The sequence below is a fragment of the Streptomyces sp. NPDC049040 genome (assembly GCF_043197715.1).
Taxonomy (GTDB): domain Bacteria; phylum Actinomycetota; class Actinomycetes; order Streptomycetales; family Streptomycetaceae; genus Actinacidiphila.
Genome location: NZ_JBICTO010000009.1, coordinates 248,697 through 264,636 on the forward strand (window position 1 = coordinate 248,697; position 15,940 = coordinate 264,636).

General features: G+C 73.9%; 10 protein-coding genes. 4 read left to right on the plus strand and 6 right to left on the minus strand.

Annotated elements, in window-relative coordinates; translation table 11 throughout:
- Positions 1-85: 85 nt before the first annotated feature.
- From ACGFMP_RS23640 to fxsT, 4 genes are read left to right on the plus strand one after another with little or no spacing between them, the layout of a single operon-like run.
- Positions 86-1,039, plus strand: a complete 954-nt coding sequence (locus ACGFMP_RS23640; RefSeq protein ID WP_393674932.1) for an AAA family ATPase — start codon at positions 86-88, stop codon at positions 1,037-1,039.
- Positions 1,036-2,838, plus strand: coding sequence for a magnesium chelatase (locus ACGFMP_RS23645; protein ID WP_393674933.1), 1,803 nt, complete (start codon positions 1,036-1,038; stop codon positions 2,836-2,838). Before ACGFMP_RS23640 ends, ACGFMP_RS23645 begins: the two co-directional genes overlap by 4 nt.
- Complete coding sequence (locus tag ACGFMP_RS23650) at positions 2,825-4,201, plus strand: CHAT domain-containing protein (RefSeq protein WP_393674934.1); 1,377 nt, start codon at positions 2,825-2,827, stop codon at positions 4,199-4,201. The genes ACGFMP_RS23645 and ACGFMP_RS23650 overlap by 14 nt, the downstream gene beginning before the upstream one ends.
- A complete protein-coding gene (gene fxsT / locus ACGFMP_RS23655; RefSeq protein ID WP_393674935.1) occupies positions 4,198-7,434 on the plus strand; it encodes an FxSxx-COOH system tetratricopeptide repeat protein in 3,237 nt (1,078 codons plus the stop codon). Before ACGFMP_RS23650 ends, fxsT begins: the two co-directional genes overlap by 4 nt.
- 125 nt (positions 7,435-7,559) lie before the next feature.
- Here fxsT and ACGFMP_RS23660 read toward each other — a convergent pair whose 3' ends face one another.
- From ACGFMP_RS23660 to ACGFMP_RS23685, 6 genes are all read right to left on the minus strand, one after another.
- Positions 7,560-11,387, minus strand: a complete 3,828-nt coding sequence (locus tag ACGFMP_RS23660; RefSeq protein ID WP_393674936.1) for a multifunctional oxoglutarate decarboxylase/oxoglutarate dehydrogenase thiamine pyrophosphate-binding subunit/dihydrolipoyllysine-residue succinyltransferase subunit — start codon at positions 11,385-11,387, stop codon at positions 7,560-7,562.
- Positions 11,388-11,614: 227 nt separating this feature from the next.
- Positions 11,615-12,691, minus strand: coding sequence for an ATP-binding protein (locus tag ACGFMP_RS23665; RefSeq protein ID WP_393674937.1), 1,077 nt, complete (start codon positions 12,689-12,691; stop codon positions 11,615-11,617).
- A gap of 16 nt (positions 12,692-12,707) precedes the next feature.
- Positions 12,708-13,421, minus strand: a complete 714-nt coding sequence (locus tag ACGFMP_RS23670; RefSeq protein WP_393674938.1) for a response regulator transcription factor — start codon at positions 13,419-13,421, stop codon at positions 12,708-12,710.
- Positions 13,422-13,492: 71 nt separating this feature from the next.
- A complete protein-coding gene (locus tag ACGFMP_RS23675) occupies positions 13,493-14,173 on the minus strand; it encodes a spermidine synthase (RefSeq protein WP_393674939.1) in 681 nt (226 codons plus the stop codon).
- Positions 14,174-14,232: 59 nt separating this feature from the next.
- Positions 14,233-15,045: a nucleotidyltransferase domain-containing protein gene (locus tag ACGFMP_RS23680; protein ID WP_393674940.1), complete on the minus strand. Its 813-nt coding sequence runs from the start codon at positions 15,043-15,045 to the stop codon at positions 14,233-14,235.
- On the minus strand, positions 15,042-15,848 hold the full coding sequence (locus ACGFMP_RS23685; RefSeq protein WP_393674941.1) for a GNAT family N-acetyltransferase: 807 nt from the start codon (positions 15,846-15,848) through the stop codon (positions 15,042-15,044). The genes ACGFMP_RS23680 and ACGFMP_RS23685 overlap by 4 nt, the downstream gene beginning before the upstream one ends.
- Positions 15,849-15,940 lie beyond the last annotated feature (92 nt).

Sequence of the window (15,940 nt, forward strand, 5' to 3'; positions counted from 1 at the left end):
CCGGCGGGACGAAGCTCCACACCCGGGCCCGCGCGGAACAGGCGCGGCCGCGGGTGACCTCCAGGCGGCATCCCGGTGGGGTGTCGTGACCGGCGGCGACACCACCAGGCCGCCCGGGACCGCGATCCTGCCCTACAGCCGGGTGGTCGGGCAGCACGCGCTCAAGATGGCGCTCGAACTCAACTTCGTCGCGCCCTCGGTCGGCGGCGTCCTGATAACCGGGGCGCCTGGCACCGCCAAGTCGACCGTGGTGCGCGCCTTCTCGCTGATGGCCCAGGGCCGGCTGCCGGTCACGCTGCCCATCAACACCACGGACGACCGGGTGCTCGGCGGCTGGGACGTGGGCGACCTGCTCGAAGGCCGCCCCACCCTCCGTCCCGGGCTGCTGGAGACCGCCGCCCAGGACGGGCTGCTCTACATCGACGAGGTCAACCTGCTCAACGACCACCTCGTCAACATCATCCTCGATGTCGCCTCGACCGGGGTCCTCTCGGTGCAGCGCGAGGGCATCGACACCGTGCGGCAGGTCAGCTTCGGCCTCGTCGGCACCATGAACCCTGAGGAGGGCGGGCTGCGGCCGCAACTCCTCGACCGCTTCGGCCTGATGGCGATCGCCGTGCCGCTCGACGCGGCGGAGCGGGAGGCGATGCTGCACGCCGTGCTGCGCTTCGACGAGGAGAGCTCCGGGCCGCGCGGCTCCGACTGGATGGCCGAAGGCCACCGGCAGGACCGGGAGTTGCGGCAGCGGCTGCTGGACGCCCGGGAGGCGCGCTACGAAGTCGAGGTGCCGGACCGGGTTTTGCAACTCGCCGTCGCCGTCGCCGGCGCGCTGCGGTCGGTCGGGCACCGCGGCGAGGTCGTGATGGTGCAGGCGGCCCGCGCGTGGGCCGCGCTCCAGGGCGACAGCTCGCTGACCGCCGCGCACCTGCGGGTCGTGGCGCCCTTCGCGCTGCGGCACCGCAAACCCGAGTCCGTGCAGGGCGGCCACGCCGAATGGTCGGCGGACGACGACGCGCTGCTCGACGACCTCCTGTCATGACGGCGGGCGAGGACCCCGGCGAACTGCGCCGGTTGTTACGGGCGTTCGGCTGCGCCAGGGCCGAGCCGCGGCTGAACGGCGTGCTGCTCTTCGATGTGCCGCAGGAGCAGACCGCCGCGGTCGTCGCGCTCTTCGCCGCGGCCTTCGGCACGCTCACCCCGACGGTCGTGCTCGGTGCGGCGACCCGGGAGGACGACCTGTGGTCCCACGTCCGGCTCACCCCCGCCCCCGGCGGCGGCATCGAGGTCACGACCCGGCACGGCGGCTTGGTCGAGGTCGATCCGCAGGCACCGCCCGCCACCGCCGTCGTCACCGACCTGGCCCGGCTGGGCCTGCCGGGGCTGCGGGCCGCCGTCTCGCTGATCGGGGCCGACGTGGCGGCTGTGCAGCGGCACGGGGTGGCCGCGCAGTGGCGGCCGAGGGCCCACTGGCTCGCCTTCTGCCGGACGCAGGACGCGGGCCGGGTCTCGCCGCACGTCCTCGACCGCTTCCCGCTCCGGCTGTCGCTGCCCGCCCTCGGGATCCCCGGCGAACCGGCCGCCGTCTGGGCGGCCTCGGCGGAACACGCCGCGCTCGCGCATCCCGCGGCGCCCGTGAGGGCCGGGGAGGACGCGGTACGGCGGGTGGTCGAGATCGGCGGCGACAGGGAGCGGCGGCTGATCGCGCTCGGGCGGATCGCCAGGGCGCTGGCGCGGCTGGACGGCACCGCGGTCGCCACGGCCGGCCATGTGGACGCCGCGGCCCGGCTGATCGGGCTGCCCGTGGAGCCCGCGCCGCCCGGCGCGCCCGCGGCCCCCGACGTGCCGGAGCTGCGGAGCGGACCGCCCGCGGCGGCGCAGCGGCCGGAACGCGGCGCCCCCGGCGGCACGGACGGCACCGCGGGCACGGGGCTCGCCGATCCCGGCGGCCTGGTCGAGCCCCTCGGGCCCCTCCCCGCTCCGGCCGCCGCCGGCCGTCCCGCCGATGCCCCGTACCCCGAGGACGAGGCGGAGCCGCTGCGTGAACCCGCACCCCTGCGCGGCGCCTGGCGGCGTACCGAGCACGCGGAGCGCGGCCCCGTGGTCGGGGTGCGGCGCGCCACCGACCTGCGGGACCTGGCCCTGGTGCCCACCCTCCTGGAGGCCGCCAAGAAGCGCCGGCTGCGCGGTGCGCTCACCGTCCGCCCCGAGGACATGCGCAGCCACGCACGGGCCGCGGAGCCCGACCGCATGCTGGTGCTGCTGCTCGACCACACCTGCCGCGGCGACGTGGATCTGCAACCCGTCCTCGCCCCCTACCTGCGCTGGGCCTACACCGGCCGGGCCGCGGCCGCGGTGATCGAGGTGGGCGGGGCGGGCGCGCCCGACGAGTTGCAGGCGCAGGCCTTCCTCGCCAGGAACGTCCTGGACCCCCGGCTGCCCGATGCACTCGACCGCCGTCCCGGCCGGGCCAGCCCGCTGGCCCACGGGCTGCTGCTGGCCTCCGACTTCATCAGGCGCGCCTTCCAGCAGCAGCCGACCGCCCTGGTCGAGGCGTGGTTCGTGGCGGTGACCGACGGCCGGGGCAACGTGCCGCTGCGCACCAGCCTCACCGGCCGCTTCGACGGCCCTGTCGGCCGCGCGGGCATCGACGACGCCCTCAGGACGGCCGCCGGGATCGGCGCCTTCGGCAGGGCGCGGCTGAACTCCGTGGTGGTCGACGCGGGCGCCGAGCCCTGCGCCGACCTGCCGTTCGCGCTCGCCGACGCCCTCGGCGGCGTCACGGTCGCCGGCCCCGTGGCGGCCGGGGACCGCCGGGAGGTGGCCCGTGCCCTTGGATGACGGCAAGCGGCGCTGGGGGGTCGGCTGGGTGGACGCCGGCGGCACCGTCGGCCAGCCCTTCGCGCGGCCGCGGTCCCCGCGGCCGATGGCGATGCCGCCGCCGCCCGAAGCCGTCGTGCCGGAGCCGGCGTCGCCGCCGGTGGAGCGGACCGCGCTGCGCAGCAGCCCCGCGGACCCGCACCGGCGGCTGCCGCACGGCATGGCGAAGCTGCTGGTGCAGCGTACGCGGGACAGTGAGGGCAACCTGGCGTACCTGCTGACCGGCTCGGCCGACGACGGTACGGCGGACGGGGACGCGGGGCTGCCCTACCACGCGGGTCCCGAGCTGCCGCCGACCAGGATCACCCTGGCCCGGGTCCGCAGCAACGGGGCCCTCCCCAGCGACTACTACCGGGCCGTGCTCGACTGGTCGCGGCGGCAGCGGCCGCTGGTGCGCTGGCTCAACGAGCTGCGCGCCCTGCACGGCGACGCCCTCCAGCTGGTGGTGTGGGACGACACCGACTTCGAGATCCCCTGGGAGCTGCTGAGCCTCGACGGCCTCGAAGGCGACAGCGAGGGGGAGCCGGACGGCGGCGCGGGCACCCCCGCCGCCCCCGCAGGGCCGCTGGGCGCGCTGGTCCCGGTCGCCCGCTGGACCACCATCAGGGAGCAGGCGGGCCCGCTGCTGGACGGCCCCGCCCAGTGCGCGGGCGATGTCGTCGGCTACTTCGACGCGCCCATGCGCTCCGACGCCGCGGCCTTCCAGCCCTTCGCCCACGAACCGCACGCCGACCCAGAGACCTTCCTGACCTCGCTCAACTCCTCCCCGCGCGGCGCCGACCGCAGCCTCGGCCTGGTCTACATGGGCTACTACGGCACCCACGGCAAGGGCCTGGAGGACCTGACCGCCGGAGTGCTGACCTGGTACGAGCTGAACGAGGTCGAGATGTCCGCGCTGGCCGGCGGCGGCACCGTGGTGTGCCTGAACGCCTGCCACTCAGGACGCCTGGTCCACAACCGCGACGGCGGCGAGGACGCACTGCGCGGCTTCTCCGAACTCTTCCTGCGCAACGGCGCCACCGCCTGCATCGCGACCCGCGGCGAGGTGCCCGACACCGTGGCGAGCGGCCTGCTCACCCACCTGGTGGCGCACGCGGGACGCACCCCGGAGCGGCCGCTCGCCCACATGCTGCGCGACTACCGGGCCAGGGCCGCCGCGGACCTCCCCGACCCGGTGCCGCGCCGGCTGGCGAGCGACGGGACCGTCGACCACGAGGGCCAGCGCCGTGTCCTGCGCTTCCTGCACCACTTCATGTACGTCTACTACGGCCATCCGCTGACCACCCTGCGGCTGTCCCCACGCGTCCCGGAGGGTGCCGCATGACCGCGGAGGGCGCCCGGCTGCGCATCGAACCGGTGGTGAGCCGGCCGCAGACCGCGCAGACCGGCCGGGTGTACCTGGTCACCGTCGACCTGCGGGGCGGCGGGGCGGGCAGCGAATGGCCGTACGAGGAGGAGGAGTTCACGTTCGGGATCGCCCTCGACGGGCACCCGTACCTCACCTGCGAGGCGCTCGGCCACCCGAGCGTGGTCCTGCACCGCTTCGGCGGCACCTACGGTCCGGCCCGCTTCGTGGTCACCGCAGGACCCGCCACCGGGTCCGCCGCCCTGCGGCTGACCGTCTCCAACGGGTGGGGCGTGCCGGTGCGCACCGCCCGGCTGCCGATCGAGGTGGTCGAAGGGGGGCCGCCCGACCCGCCGGACGGCGGACCCGGCACCGGGGTCACCGTCCCGATGCGGGCGCCCGGCCGGACGCGGGCCGCCGCGCCGCCGGAGCCGGCGCCCGCCGAGCAGGACCCGCGGTTCCACAGCCGTCTCACCATCAGCTTCGCGGGCCACAACAGGGCCTGGGCCTCCTGGATCGCCGGCAGGCTGGAGCCGCACGGCCTGCAGGTGGTGCTGCAGCGGTTCGACGTCAGCGCCGGGGGCAGTGCCGAGGACGCGCTCGGCGACCTGCTGCTGGCCGGGGGCCGGGTGCTGATCGTGCTGTCCGAGTGGTATTTCCGGCTCGGCCCGCGCTCCAACGAGGAGTGGAACACCGCGCTGCGCCGGGTCATCCCGACGGGCGGCGAGCGCTTCGCCGCGGTCTCGATCACCCCCGCCGCGCTGCCCAGCGCGGCCGCCGTCCTCCACGCCGCCGACCTGTGGGGCCTGGACGCGGCCGAGGCGGAGCGGCGGCTGCTCACCCGGCTCGGCATCGACCCCTCCCAGGCCCTGGCAGGCGCCGCCGACGGGCCGCGCTTCCCGCTGGACCAGCCGGACGTGTGGGGCGGCGTACCCGGCCGCAACACCCGCTTCACCGGCCGCGAGGGGCTGCTCGGGGAGGTGCACCAGCAGTTCCAGCAGGCGGAACCCGGGGCCGGGGTGGTCGCCCTGTGCGGCCTGTCGGGGGTGGGCAAGACGCACATCGCCACCGAGTACGTCCACCGCTTCGGATCCGAGTACGACGTGGTGTGGTGGGTGCGTGCCGCGGACCGCGGCACGCTGCGCGAGAAGCTGGCGGCGCTGGCCCCGGCGCTCGGCCTGGTCACCGGGCGCGAGTACGGCGAGCGGCTGCGGGCGGTGCGCGACGCGCTGCGCCGGGGCGTGCCCCACCGGCGCTGGCTGATCGTGCTGGACGGCGCGGACCAGCCGGACGACATCCACGACCTGGTGCCCAGCGGTCCTGGCCATGTACTGATCACCTCGCAGAACCGCGGCTGGGGGGAGTACAACAGCGCGCTGATCGAGGTCCCGCTCTACGACCGGGCGGAGTCCGTCGCCTTCGTCCGGCGCCGTGCCCCCCGCCTGGACGAGGCCGACGCCGACCGGCTGGCGGAGGCGCTGGGCGACCTGGCCCTGGCCCTCGACCAGAACGCCGGCGCGCTCCAGGACTCCGACACCCCCGTCGACGAGTACATCGAGCAGCTCAGGCACGGCGCCGACATCGAACCCGGCCTCAAGGTCGCCGCCGACTTCCAGATGACCTACTACACCGCCTTCTCGATACTGCTCAACCGGCTCCGCGAGGACAAACCGGAAGCCGTCGACCTGCTGCGGCTGTGCGCCTTCTTCGGCCCCGCGCCGGTGCCCGGCGCCTTCCTCCGCCAGGACCCCGCGGTCGCCGCGGGGATGTGGCCCGTCGCGATCGGCCGGCTGCTCCAGTGGTCGGTGGTGCAACTGGAGGAGGCCGGCGAGGGCGAGCGCCTGCACATCCACCCGCTGGTGCACCAGGCCACCCGCGCCTACGTCAGGCAGGAGGACCGCGCCGCCCTCGCGGCCCGGGTGCACAGGGCGCTGGTCGCGGTCGACCCGCGCGATCCCGACGACACCCTGCACTGGCCGGTCTACGCCGACATCGTGCCGCACCTGAACGCGCCAGGACTGCTGGAGAGCACGGACCCGCAGGTGCAGTCGCTGGCGCTCGACTGCCTGCGGTATCTGTATCTCGCCACCGAGTACACCGCGGGCCTCGAACTGTCGCGGCGCGTCCTGGCCGCCTGGCAGCGCGCCGACGACGACGGGAGCGGGCACCCCAGGATCTGGGACCTGGTGCACCACCACGGCAACCTGCTGCGTGCCACCGGCGACTACGTGGCCACCGAGGCGGCCGACCGGGCCGCCTGGTCACGGCTGCGGGACGACCGGGGGGCCGACCACCCCGACACGCTGCGCGCCGCCGCCGGGCTCGCCGCCGACCTGCGCGGGCTGGCCCGCTACGACGACGCCGAGGAGGTGTCCGCCGCCATAGCGGACGCCACACGGCAGGCCCACGGCCCCGACGACCCGCGCACCCTGATCGCCGACAACAACCACGCCGTGTCGCTGCGGCTGCTCGGCCGCTACGCGGAGGCCCTCGCCCTGGACGGCGCCACCCTCGGCGCCCGCAGGAAGCTGCACGGCCCCGTCCACCGCTGGACGCTGCTGTCCGAGGTCGCCTGCGTGGAGGACCTGCGGCTGCTGGGCCGGTACTCCGAGGCCCTGGCCCGGCAGCGGGACAGCTACGCCGTGCACCGCTCGGCGCTCGGCCCCGACCACCCGCGCACCCTCAGGGCCGGGCAGAACCTGGCGCTGTGCGAAGCGGCCACCGGCGATGCCGCCGCGGCAGGCGAGCTGCTCGCGGCCCTGCTGGAACGCGCCGAGCGGGTCCTGGACTCCACCCACCCCTTGACCGTCATCGGCTGCTCCCTCTACGCCTGCCACCAGCGCGAGCACGGCGACCTGGACACCGCCCGCGCGTTCGGCGAGCGCGTCCTGGCCCTCTACCGCGAACAGCTCGGCCCCGCCCACCCGTTCACAGCGGGCGCGCTCGGCAACCACGCGCTGGTGCTGCGCGCCGCGGGCGAGCACGCGGCCGGGGACGCGCACGCGGCGCAGGCGCTGGCCGTGATGACCGCGGCGGTCGGCCCCGACCACCCCTGGGCGCTGGCCTGCGCGCTGAACGCCGCGGACCCGGAGCGGCGCGGGGATTCCGGCGCGCTCACCGGCCGCGCCGCCGCGCTGCTGGGCCGCGACCACCCGCTGACCAGGGCCTGCGCGGAGGGCCGCAGCTGGGACTTCGAGCCGCCGACCATCTGAGGTCCTGTGCCGCCGAGGTCCGGGCGCCGTTCAGGTCCGGCGCCCGGCAGCGCGACGGCGGGTGGCCCGTACCGAACAGGTACGGGCCACCCGCCGTCGCGGAGTGCCTGGGCTTCAGACCCGGGTCAGATGTCGAAGACCTCGTTGATCAGTTCCTCCTGCTGGGCCTGGTGGCGCTTGGCCGAGCCGACCGCGGGGGAGGAGGAGGCCGGACGCGAGACCCGGCGGAGCCGGTCGGCGTTGTCGGGCGCCGCGCCGAGGAGCAGATCGAGGTGGTCGATCAGATTCAGCGCGATGAACGGCCAGGCGCCCTGGTTGGCGGGCTCGTCCTGCGCCCACACGAACTTCTGCGCCTTGGTGTACGGGGCGATGGCCGCCTGGATCTCCACACCGGGCAGCGGGTAGAGCCGCTCGATACGGATGAAGGCCACCTCGTTCGCCCCGCGCTTCTCCCGCTCGGCGACCAGGTCGTAGTAGACCTTGCCGGAGCAGAAGACGACCTTGCGGACCGCGTCCGCCTCCACCGACTCGTCGGCGATGACGGGCTGGAAGGCGCCCGAGGTGAAGTCCTCGGCCTTGGAGGCCGCGGCCTTGAGCCGGAGCATCGACTTCGGGGTGAAGACGATCAGCGGCTTGTGGTGCGGGTTGTGGACCTGCCAGCGCAGCAGGTGGAAGTAGTTCGCCGGGGTGGTCGGGACAGCCACCGTCATGTTGTTCTGCGCGCACAGCTGGAGGAAGCGCTCGATACGGGCCGAGGAGTGGTCCGGGCCCTGGCCCTCGTAGCCGTGCGGCAGCAGCAGCGTGACGCCGGAGGTCTGGCCCCACTTCTGCTCGGCCGAGGAGATGAACTCGTCGACGATGGTGGCCGCGCCGTTGACGAAGTCGCCGAACTGCGCCTCCCACATCACCAGCGCGTCCGGGCGGGCCAGCGAGTAGCCGTACTCGAAGCCCATGGCCGCGTACTCGCTGAGCAGCGAGTCGTAGACGTTGTAGCGGGCCTGGTCCTCCGACAGGTACAGCAGCGGGGTGTAGTCCTCGCCGGTCTCCCGGTCGATGAGCACCGCGTGCCGCTGGCCGAAGGTGCCGCGCCGGGAGTCCTGGCCTGCCAGCCGGACGGTGGTGCCCTCCAGCAGCAGCGAGCCGATGGCCAGCGTCTCGCCCATGCCCCAGTCGATCGTGCCGTCCTCGACCATCGCCGCGCGGCGCTGGAGCTGCGGCAGCAGCCGCGGGTGGACGGTGACGTTCTCGGGGATGTTGACCTGGGACGCGGCGATCCGCTTGACGACCTCGGCGGACACCGCGGTCGCCACCGCGACGGGGAATTCGGACTGCGAGCCGGTCTGCTCGTGCTCGGCCGGCGCGGCGGTCGCCTCGCGGACCTCGGTGAAGACCTTCTCCAGCTGGCCCTGGTAGTCCTGAAGGGCCTGCTCGGCCTCTTCCAGGGTGATGTCACCGCGGCCGATCAGCGACTCGGTGTAGAGCTTGCGCACCGAGCGCTTCTTGTCGATCAGGTCGTACATCAGCGGCTGGGTGAAGGCCGGGTTGTCCGACTCGTTGTGCCCGCGGCGGCGGTAGCAGATGAGGTCGATCACGACGTCCTTGTTGAACGCCTGCCGGTACTCGAAGGCCAGCCGGGCCACCCGGACCACGGCCTCCGGGTCGTCGCCGTTCACGTGGAAGATCGGCGCCTCGATCATCCGGGCCACGTCGGTCGCGTACATCGACGAGCGCGCGGACTCGGGGGCGGCGGTGAAGCCGACCTGGTTGTTGATCACCACGTGCACGGTGCCGCCGGTGCGGTAGCCGCGCAGCTGCGACATGTTCAGCGTCTCGGCGACGACGCCCTGGCCCGCGAAGGCCGCGTCGCCGTGCAGGGCGATCGGCAGGACGGTGAAGTCCGTGCCGGCCTTGTTGATGATGTCCTGCTTGGCCCGCGCGATGCCTTCGAGCACCGGGTCGACCGCCTCGAGGTGCGAGGGGTTCGCGGCAAGCGAGACGGTGATCTGCTCGCCGTCGAGGCCCGTGAAGGTGCCCTGCGCGCCCAGGTGGTACTTGACGTCGCCGGAGCCGTGCATCGACTTCGGGTCGAGGTTGCCCTCGAACTCGCGGAAGATCTGGGCGTACGACTTCCCGACGATGTTCGCCAGCACGTTGAGCCGGCCGCGGTGGGCCATGCCGATGACGGTCTCGTCCAGCCGCGACTCGGCGGCCGCGTCGATGACCGCGTCGAGCAGCGGGATGACGGACTCGCCGCCCTCGAGCGAGAAGCGCTTCTGGCCGACGTACTTGGTCTGCAGGAAGGTCTCGAAGGCCTCGGCCGCGTTCAGCCGGCGCAGGATGCGCAGCTGCTCCTCGCGCTCGGGCTTGGCGTGCGGGCGCTCGATGCGGTCCTGGATCCACTTGCGCTGCTTGGGGTCCTGGATGTGCATGAACTCCACGCCGACGGTGCGGCAGTAGGAGTCGCGCAGCACGCCGAGGATGTCGCGCAGCTTCATCAGCGACTTGCCGGCGAAACCGCCGACCGCGAACTCCCGCTCCAGGTCCCACAGGGTGAGCCCGTGCTCCAGCACGTCCAGGTCGGGGTGCTTGCGCTGGCGGTACTCCAGCGGGTCGGTGTCGGCCATGACGTGGCCGCGCACCCGGTAGGAGTGGATCAGCTCGAAGACCCGCGCGGCCTTGGTGACGTCGTCGTCGTGCGCGGTGTCGATGTCGGTACGCCACCGGACCGGCTCGTACGGGATGCGCAGCGCCGCGAAGATGTCGTCGAAGAAGTCGTTCTCGCCGAGCAGCAGCTGGTTCATGATCCGCAGGAACTCGCCCGAGGCGGCGCCCTGGATCACCCGGTGGTCGTAGGTGCTGGTCAGCGTCATGACCTTGGAGATGCCCAGCTTGTTCAGGGTGTCCTGCGAGGTGCCCTGGAACTCGGCCGGGTAGTCCATCGAGCCGACGCCGAGGATCATGCTCTGGCCGGGCATCAGCCGCGGCACCGAGTGGACGGTGCCCAGCCCGCCCGGGTTGGTCAGCGAGGCCGTGACGCCCTGGAAGTCGTCCATGGTGAGCTTGCCGGACCTGGCCCTGCGGACGATGTCCTCGTAGGCCTGCCAGAACTCGAAGAAGTTCAGCGTCTCGGCCTTCTTGATGGCCGCGACGACCAGCTGGCGGTCGCCGTTGGGCTTCACCAGGTCGATGGCCAGGCCCAGGTTGACGTGGTCGGGCTTGACCAGCGTCGGCTTGCCGTCCTTCAGCGCGAAGGAGTGGTTCATCGGCGGCATCGCCTTGAGCGCCTGCACCATGGCGTAGCCGATGAGGTGCGTGAAGGAGACCTTCCCGCCGCGGGCGCGCTTGAGGTGGTTGTTGATGACGATGCGGTTGTCGAACAGCAGCTTCACCGGGATGGCGCGCACCGAGGTGGCCGTCGGCAGTTCGAGCGACGCGTTCATGTTCTTCGCCACGGCGGCGGCGGGGCCGCGCAGCGTCACGAACTCGGTCTCGGCGGCCGGTGCCGGCGCCTGGGCCGCCTTGGCGGCGGGCGCCGCAGGTGCCGGTGCAGGCGCGGGAGCCGCGGGCGCGGCGGGGGCCGGTGCCGGGGGAGCCGGGGCGGCGGCGGCCGGCGGCGCGGGTGCGGGGGCCGGGGCCGCGGGCGGCGCCGGGATGGTGGCCGCGGGCGCGAGCTGCGCGGGCTGGCCGGAATTCACCGGTGCGGAGGTGGCGCGTGCCGCGGCACCCGATGCCCCGCCCTGGCCCGCGGGAGCCGCCGTGGCGGCGGAGCCGTCAGGCTTGTAGTCGGCGAAGAAGTCCCACCAGGCTCGGTCTACCGAGTTCGGATCCTGGAGGTACTGCTGGTAGATCTCATCGACCAGCCACTCGTTGGGGCCGAAGCCCGCGGCGGGGCCTTCGCCCTGCGCTTCGTGGTCGGTCGTGACACTTGAGCTATTGGGGGACTGTGGCGACACGGCGGTAACCGCCCTCTTCCGCTTCACAAGATGGTGGACAGCGGGAATTAAGGCTACGCCTACCCGAGCCTCCGCCGCAGGCCCGGGGCCCAGTCGTCGCGCAAGTCACACCCGAAGCCTGGTTTCGGCGCTGTTCCTGGCGGGAAATTGGTCCCTCTTGAGGGTTGTCCGGCCGGAAGTCGCCGTCAGGCCGTCGTCACGCGTACGTGAACTGCCAGCACTGCGCGTCAAGCTGTCACCGCGACGGCACCCGGAAGGGTGACGTGGATCCGGCAGCCCCGAGGAGATTCGGCCACTTCTATCCGTCCGCCGTGCAGATCCACCGCCCAGCGGGCGATCGCGAGGCCGAGACCCGTACCGCCGTCGCCGCCCGGATGGGAGCCGCGGTGGAAGCGCTCGAAGACCCGGACGCGGTCGGCCTCCGGGATGCCGGGGCCCTCGTCGACCACGTCGAGCTCCAGGCTGCCGGGCGTCGCGCCGCCGCGGGCCCGCACCGTCACCCTGCCGCCCGGCGGGCTGTGCTTGACGGCGTTGTCGACCAGATTGGCCACCACCTGGTGCAGCCGCTCGCCGTCGGCGTAGGCCGTCAGCGTCAGCGGTGACACGTCCAGGTGCAGCGGGACGTCGGCCCGCGCCCGGGAGCGCGACCCGCTGCCTCCGGTGCCCATACCCAGGCTCGCCGTCTTCAGCACCGCCGACAGATACGGCCACACCTCGAACCGCTTGGCGTCGAGCCGCGTCGCCCCGCTGTCCAGCCGCGACAGGTCGAGGAGCTGGCTGACCAGCTTGCCGAGCCGCTCGGTCTGCTGGAGCGCCAGGCGCATCGTCTCCGGGTCGGCGGCCGACACCCCGTCCACCACGTTCTCCAGCACCGCCCGCAGCGCCGCGATCGGGGTGCGCAGCTCGTGCGAGACATTCGCCACCAGCTCCTTGCGGTGCCGGTCGGCGGCGGCCAGGTCGGCGGCCATCCGGTTGAAGGTCTCGGCCAGCTCGCCGACCTCGTCCCTGCGCACCCGGGTCACCCGGCGGCTGTAGTCGCCACCGGCCATGGCCCGGGCGATCGCCGTCATCTCCCGCAGCGGCGACGTCAGGCCGTTCGCCACGATCTGGGTGATCAGCAGCGACGCGATGGCCGAGAAGATGGTGATCACCCGCAGCTCGGTCGCCGAGTGGATCGCCAGGATCACCAGGCCCGTGGTGATCAGCACCGACACCAGCACCAGCGCCTGCAGCGCGGCCTTGATCGACCGGTACGGATCCCACGGCCGCAGCGCCGCCCACACCCACCGCCACCAGCGCCTCACCGGCCCACGCTCCCGCTCACTTCGACGGCATCTCCAGCGCGTATCCGACACCGTGCACGGTGCGGATGCGGTCCGCGCCGATCTTCCTGCGCAGCGCCTTCACATGGCTGTCCACGGTCCTGGTGCCCGACGCGTCGGCCCAGTCCCACACCTCGGCCAGCAGCTGCTCGCGGGAGAGCACCGCACGCGGCTGCTGCGCCAGGCACACCAGCAGCTCGAACTCGGTCGGCGTCAGATGCACGTCGGCGCCGCCGACCCTGACCCGCCGCTGGGCGTGGTCGATCTCCAGGTCGCCCAGGTGGATCGAGGCGCCGCGCGGGCTGTGCGCGGCCGTCGCGGCCCGCTCGACCCTGCGCAGCAGCACGTGCACCCGGGCGGCCAGCTCCCGCATCGAGAACGGCTTGGTCATGTAGTCGTCGGCGCCGACGCCGAGCCCGACCAGCATGTCGGTCTCGTCGTCCCTCGCGGTCAGCATCAGCACCGGCACCGGCCGGTCCGCCTGCACCCTGCGGCACACTTCGAGGCCGTCGTAGCCGGGCAGCATCACGTCGAGGACCAGCAGGTCGGGCTGCCACGAGTGCGCGGCCTCCACGGCGGCCGGGCCGTCGCCCGCGGTCCGCACCTGGAAGCCCTCGGCCTGCAGCCGCGCCGCGATGGCCTGCGTTATGGTCTGGTCGTCCTCGACCACCAGAACCCGGCGCTGCGCGCCCGTCGTCTGCGTGCCGTCCAATTCCGCCCCACAAAATCGTTCTGGAATACCCGGCAGAGTACGGGGCGGGCCGCTGCCGTGACCATCACGCCTTACGACGCCCGGTGTGCCAGGTGCACGACATCCGGCACCCCGCGGATCACCGGGATCTCAAGGGTGTGCACCCGTTCGAACCCCGCGGACCGCAGCGCCGCCTCGAATGCGGCCGACGGCTGCGCCGACCACACTGCGAGGACGCCGCCCGGCGTGAGCCGGTTCCGGCAGGCGTCGAGGCCGCTGGGACTGTAGAGACTGCCGTTGTTCTCGGTGACTGTCCAGTCCGGGCCGTTGTCGATGTCGAGGCACAGCGCGTCGAACGGCTCGCCGGCAGCGCGCAGGTGGACCGTCAGGTCCGCCTCCACGAGGGCCACCCTCGGGTCGTCGAGGGCGCCTCCCGAGAACTGCCGCAGGGGCCCCGTGCGGTGCCACTCCATGACGGCAGGCTCCCGCTCCACCACCTCGATCCGCCCCCAGCGCGGCTCTGCCGCCGCCCGGGCCAGCGAGAACCCGACGCCGAGGCCGCCCAGCAGGACCCGGGGGTGCTGCCTGCCGTCGTCCAGCGCGTCGAGCGCGGCGTCGACGAGGAGCCTCTCCGAGCGGCCGTCGGAGGTGTCCATGAGGAAGCAGCCGTTGGCGATGATCTCGTAGTCGGGGCCGCGGCGCCGCAGCGCGATCTCACCGGCCGGCCCGCTGCGCCGGTCCACCACGACCGGCGCCACTTCTCCTGCGAACATCCCGCCACCCTAAATGCTGTCCCTGGTGCGGTGGCCGTGAACCTCCCCGGTCACAGCCCTCAAGAACCGGCCGGGCGGGGGGTCTTCGGGCCGTGGACCTCCTGGTAGGTGGCGGCGAGCCAGGGGCCCAGGTCGAACAGCAGGAGTCCGAGGGCCGCCGGGTCGGCGGTGGGCGTGCGGGCCCAGCCGGCCGCCCGCCGCATCAGGTCGCCGCGGGAGGGGTGGTAGGCCGCGAAGACCTCGGCCTGCAGGGCGAGGTCGCTGGTCCAGCCACCCCACCGGGGCATCACCAGGGTGAAGCCGGTCCTGACGATCCGCCGGGCCGCACCCCGGCACAGCGCGGCGCGCTCACCCTCGCCCGGCGCGGCGGCGAACCGCTCCCGCCAGCCGGCCAGGGCCGCCCCGATGTCCCCGTTGGTCTCCCTGGCCAGCAGCGCGTCCGGCTGGTAGCGGGGCAGCGCGGCCGCCAGGTCCTCGCCGAGCAGCGGGGTGCACAGGCAGGCGACGAAGAACCCCAGGTCGTGGCGCTCCAGCTCGCTGAGCAGCGTGTCGGCGTCGAAGAGCAGCATCCCGACGCCGTCGATGACCGCGAAGTCCGCGTCGAGGCCGCCCTCGATCCGGTCGGCGGCCGCGCGGTCCGCCGCGGACGGCGGCTCCCGCAGGACGACCACCAGGTCCAGGTCGGAGCGCCCCGCGCGTGCGGTGCCGCGCGGGATGCTGCCGTAGACGTACGCGCTGTGCAGCCGCCCGGCGGGGAAGGCCGCGCGGATCCGGTCCCGCGCGTCGTCCAGCAGCCGTGCGTAGGCGGCGGGCACCTTCGACAGCGCGCCCTCGCGGGCGATGGTGCCGTCCGGTTCGAGTCCCGGCCTCACGGCGTGTCCGCCGGCGTCCAGATGTAGGGGGTCGTCGTGGTGATGGCGCGGAAGCCGAGCCGCCGCAGGATGGGCGCGCTGTCGTCGGAGGCGTCGACCTGGAGGTAGCGCACCCCGCGGTCGGCGGCCAGGCGGGCGCGGGCGGCGACCAGGGCGTGGTAGATGCCGCGGCCGCGGTGCGCGGCGAGGGTGGAGCCGCCCCACAGGCCGGCGAACTGCGTGCCCGGGCGGTGGACCAGCCAGGCGGCGGAGACGATCTCGCCGCCGGACTCGGCGACGAGGACGGCGATCTGGTCGGGCGCCGCCTCGATCCGGCCGGCCAGGTCGGCGCCGAGCCAGTGCATGTCCGTGCCCCACACCTCGGTGAGCATCGCGCCCACCCCGCGCAGGTCCTCCGCCGCCGCGGTCTGCCGGATGGTGACGCCGTCCGCGAGCGCGCGCCCCGCGGCCGGCTCGGCCAGCTCGTCCGCGCGGCCGACCAGCACCGTCTCACGGTCCTCCGCGACGAAACCGGCCGCGCGCAGCCGCTGCGGCAGCTCGGCCGGCAGGTCGTGGCCGCGGATCTTCCACTCGACGGCCTCGCCGCGGGCGGCGAAGTACTCCCGCTGCCGGATGATCAGCGCGTCCAGCTCGGCCCCGCGCAGCCCGACGTCCCGCGGCGCGCTGACGAACCCGCGGAACTGCCCGACGATCCGCACCAGCGGCCCGTCCTCTTCGTACCGGGTGCCGGCGGCCCGCACCGGCGGGACTCCGCGCAGCTGGGTGTCGTACGCGGCGAGCAGGCTCGTGTCGTCGTCTGTCACGGTCACGACGTTACGTGCGGCGGCAAGCGGTTTTCCCGGCGCCCGTCCGGGTGAACGGGCCGTGCCGGCTGATCGCTCAGAGCGAACAGCCC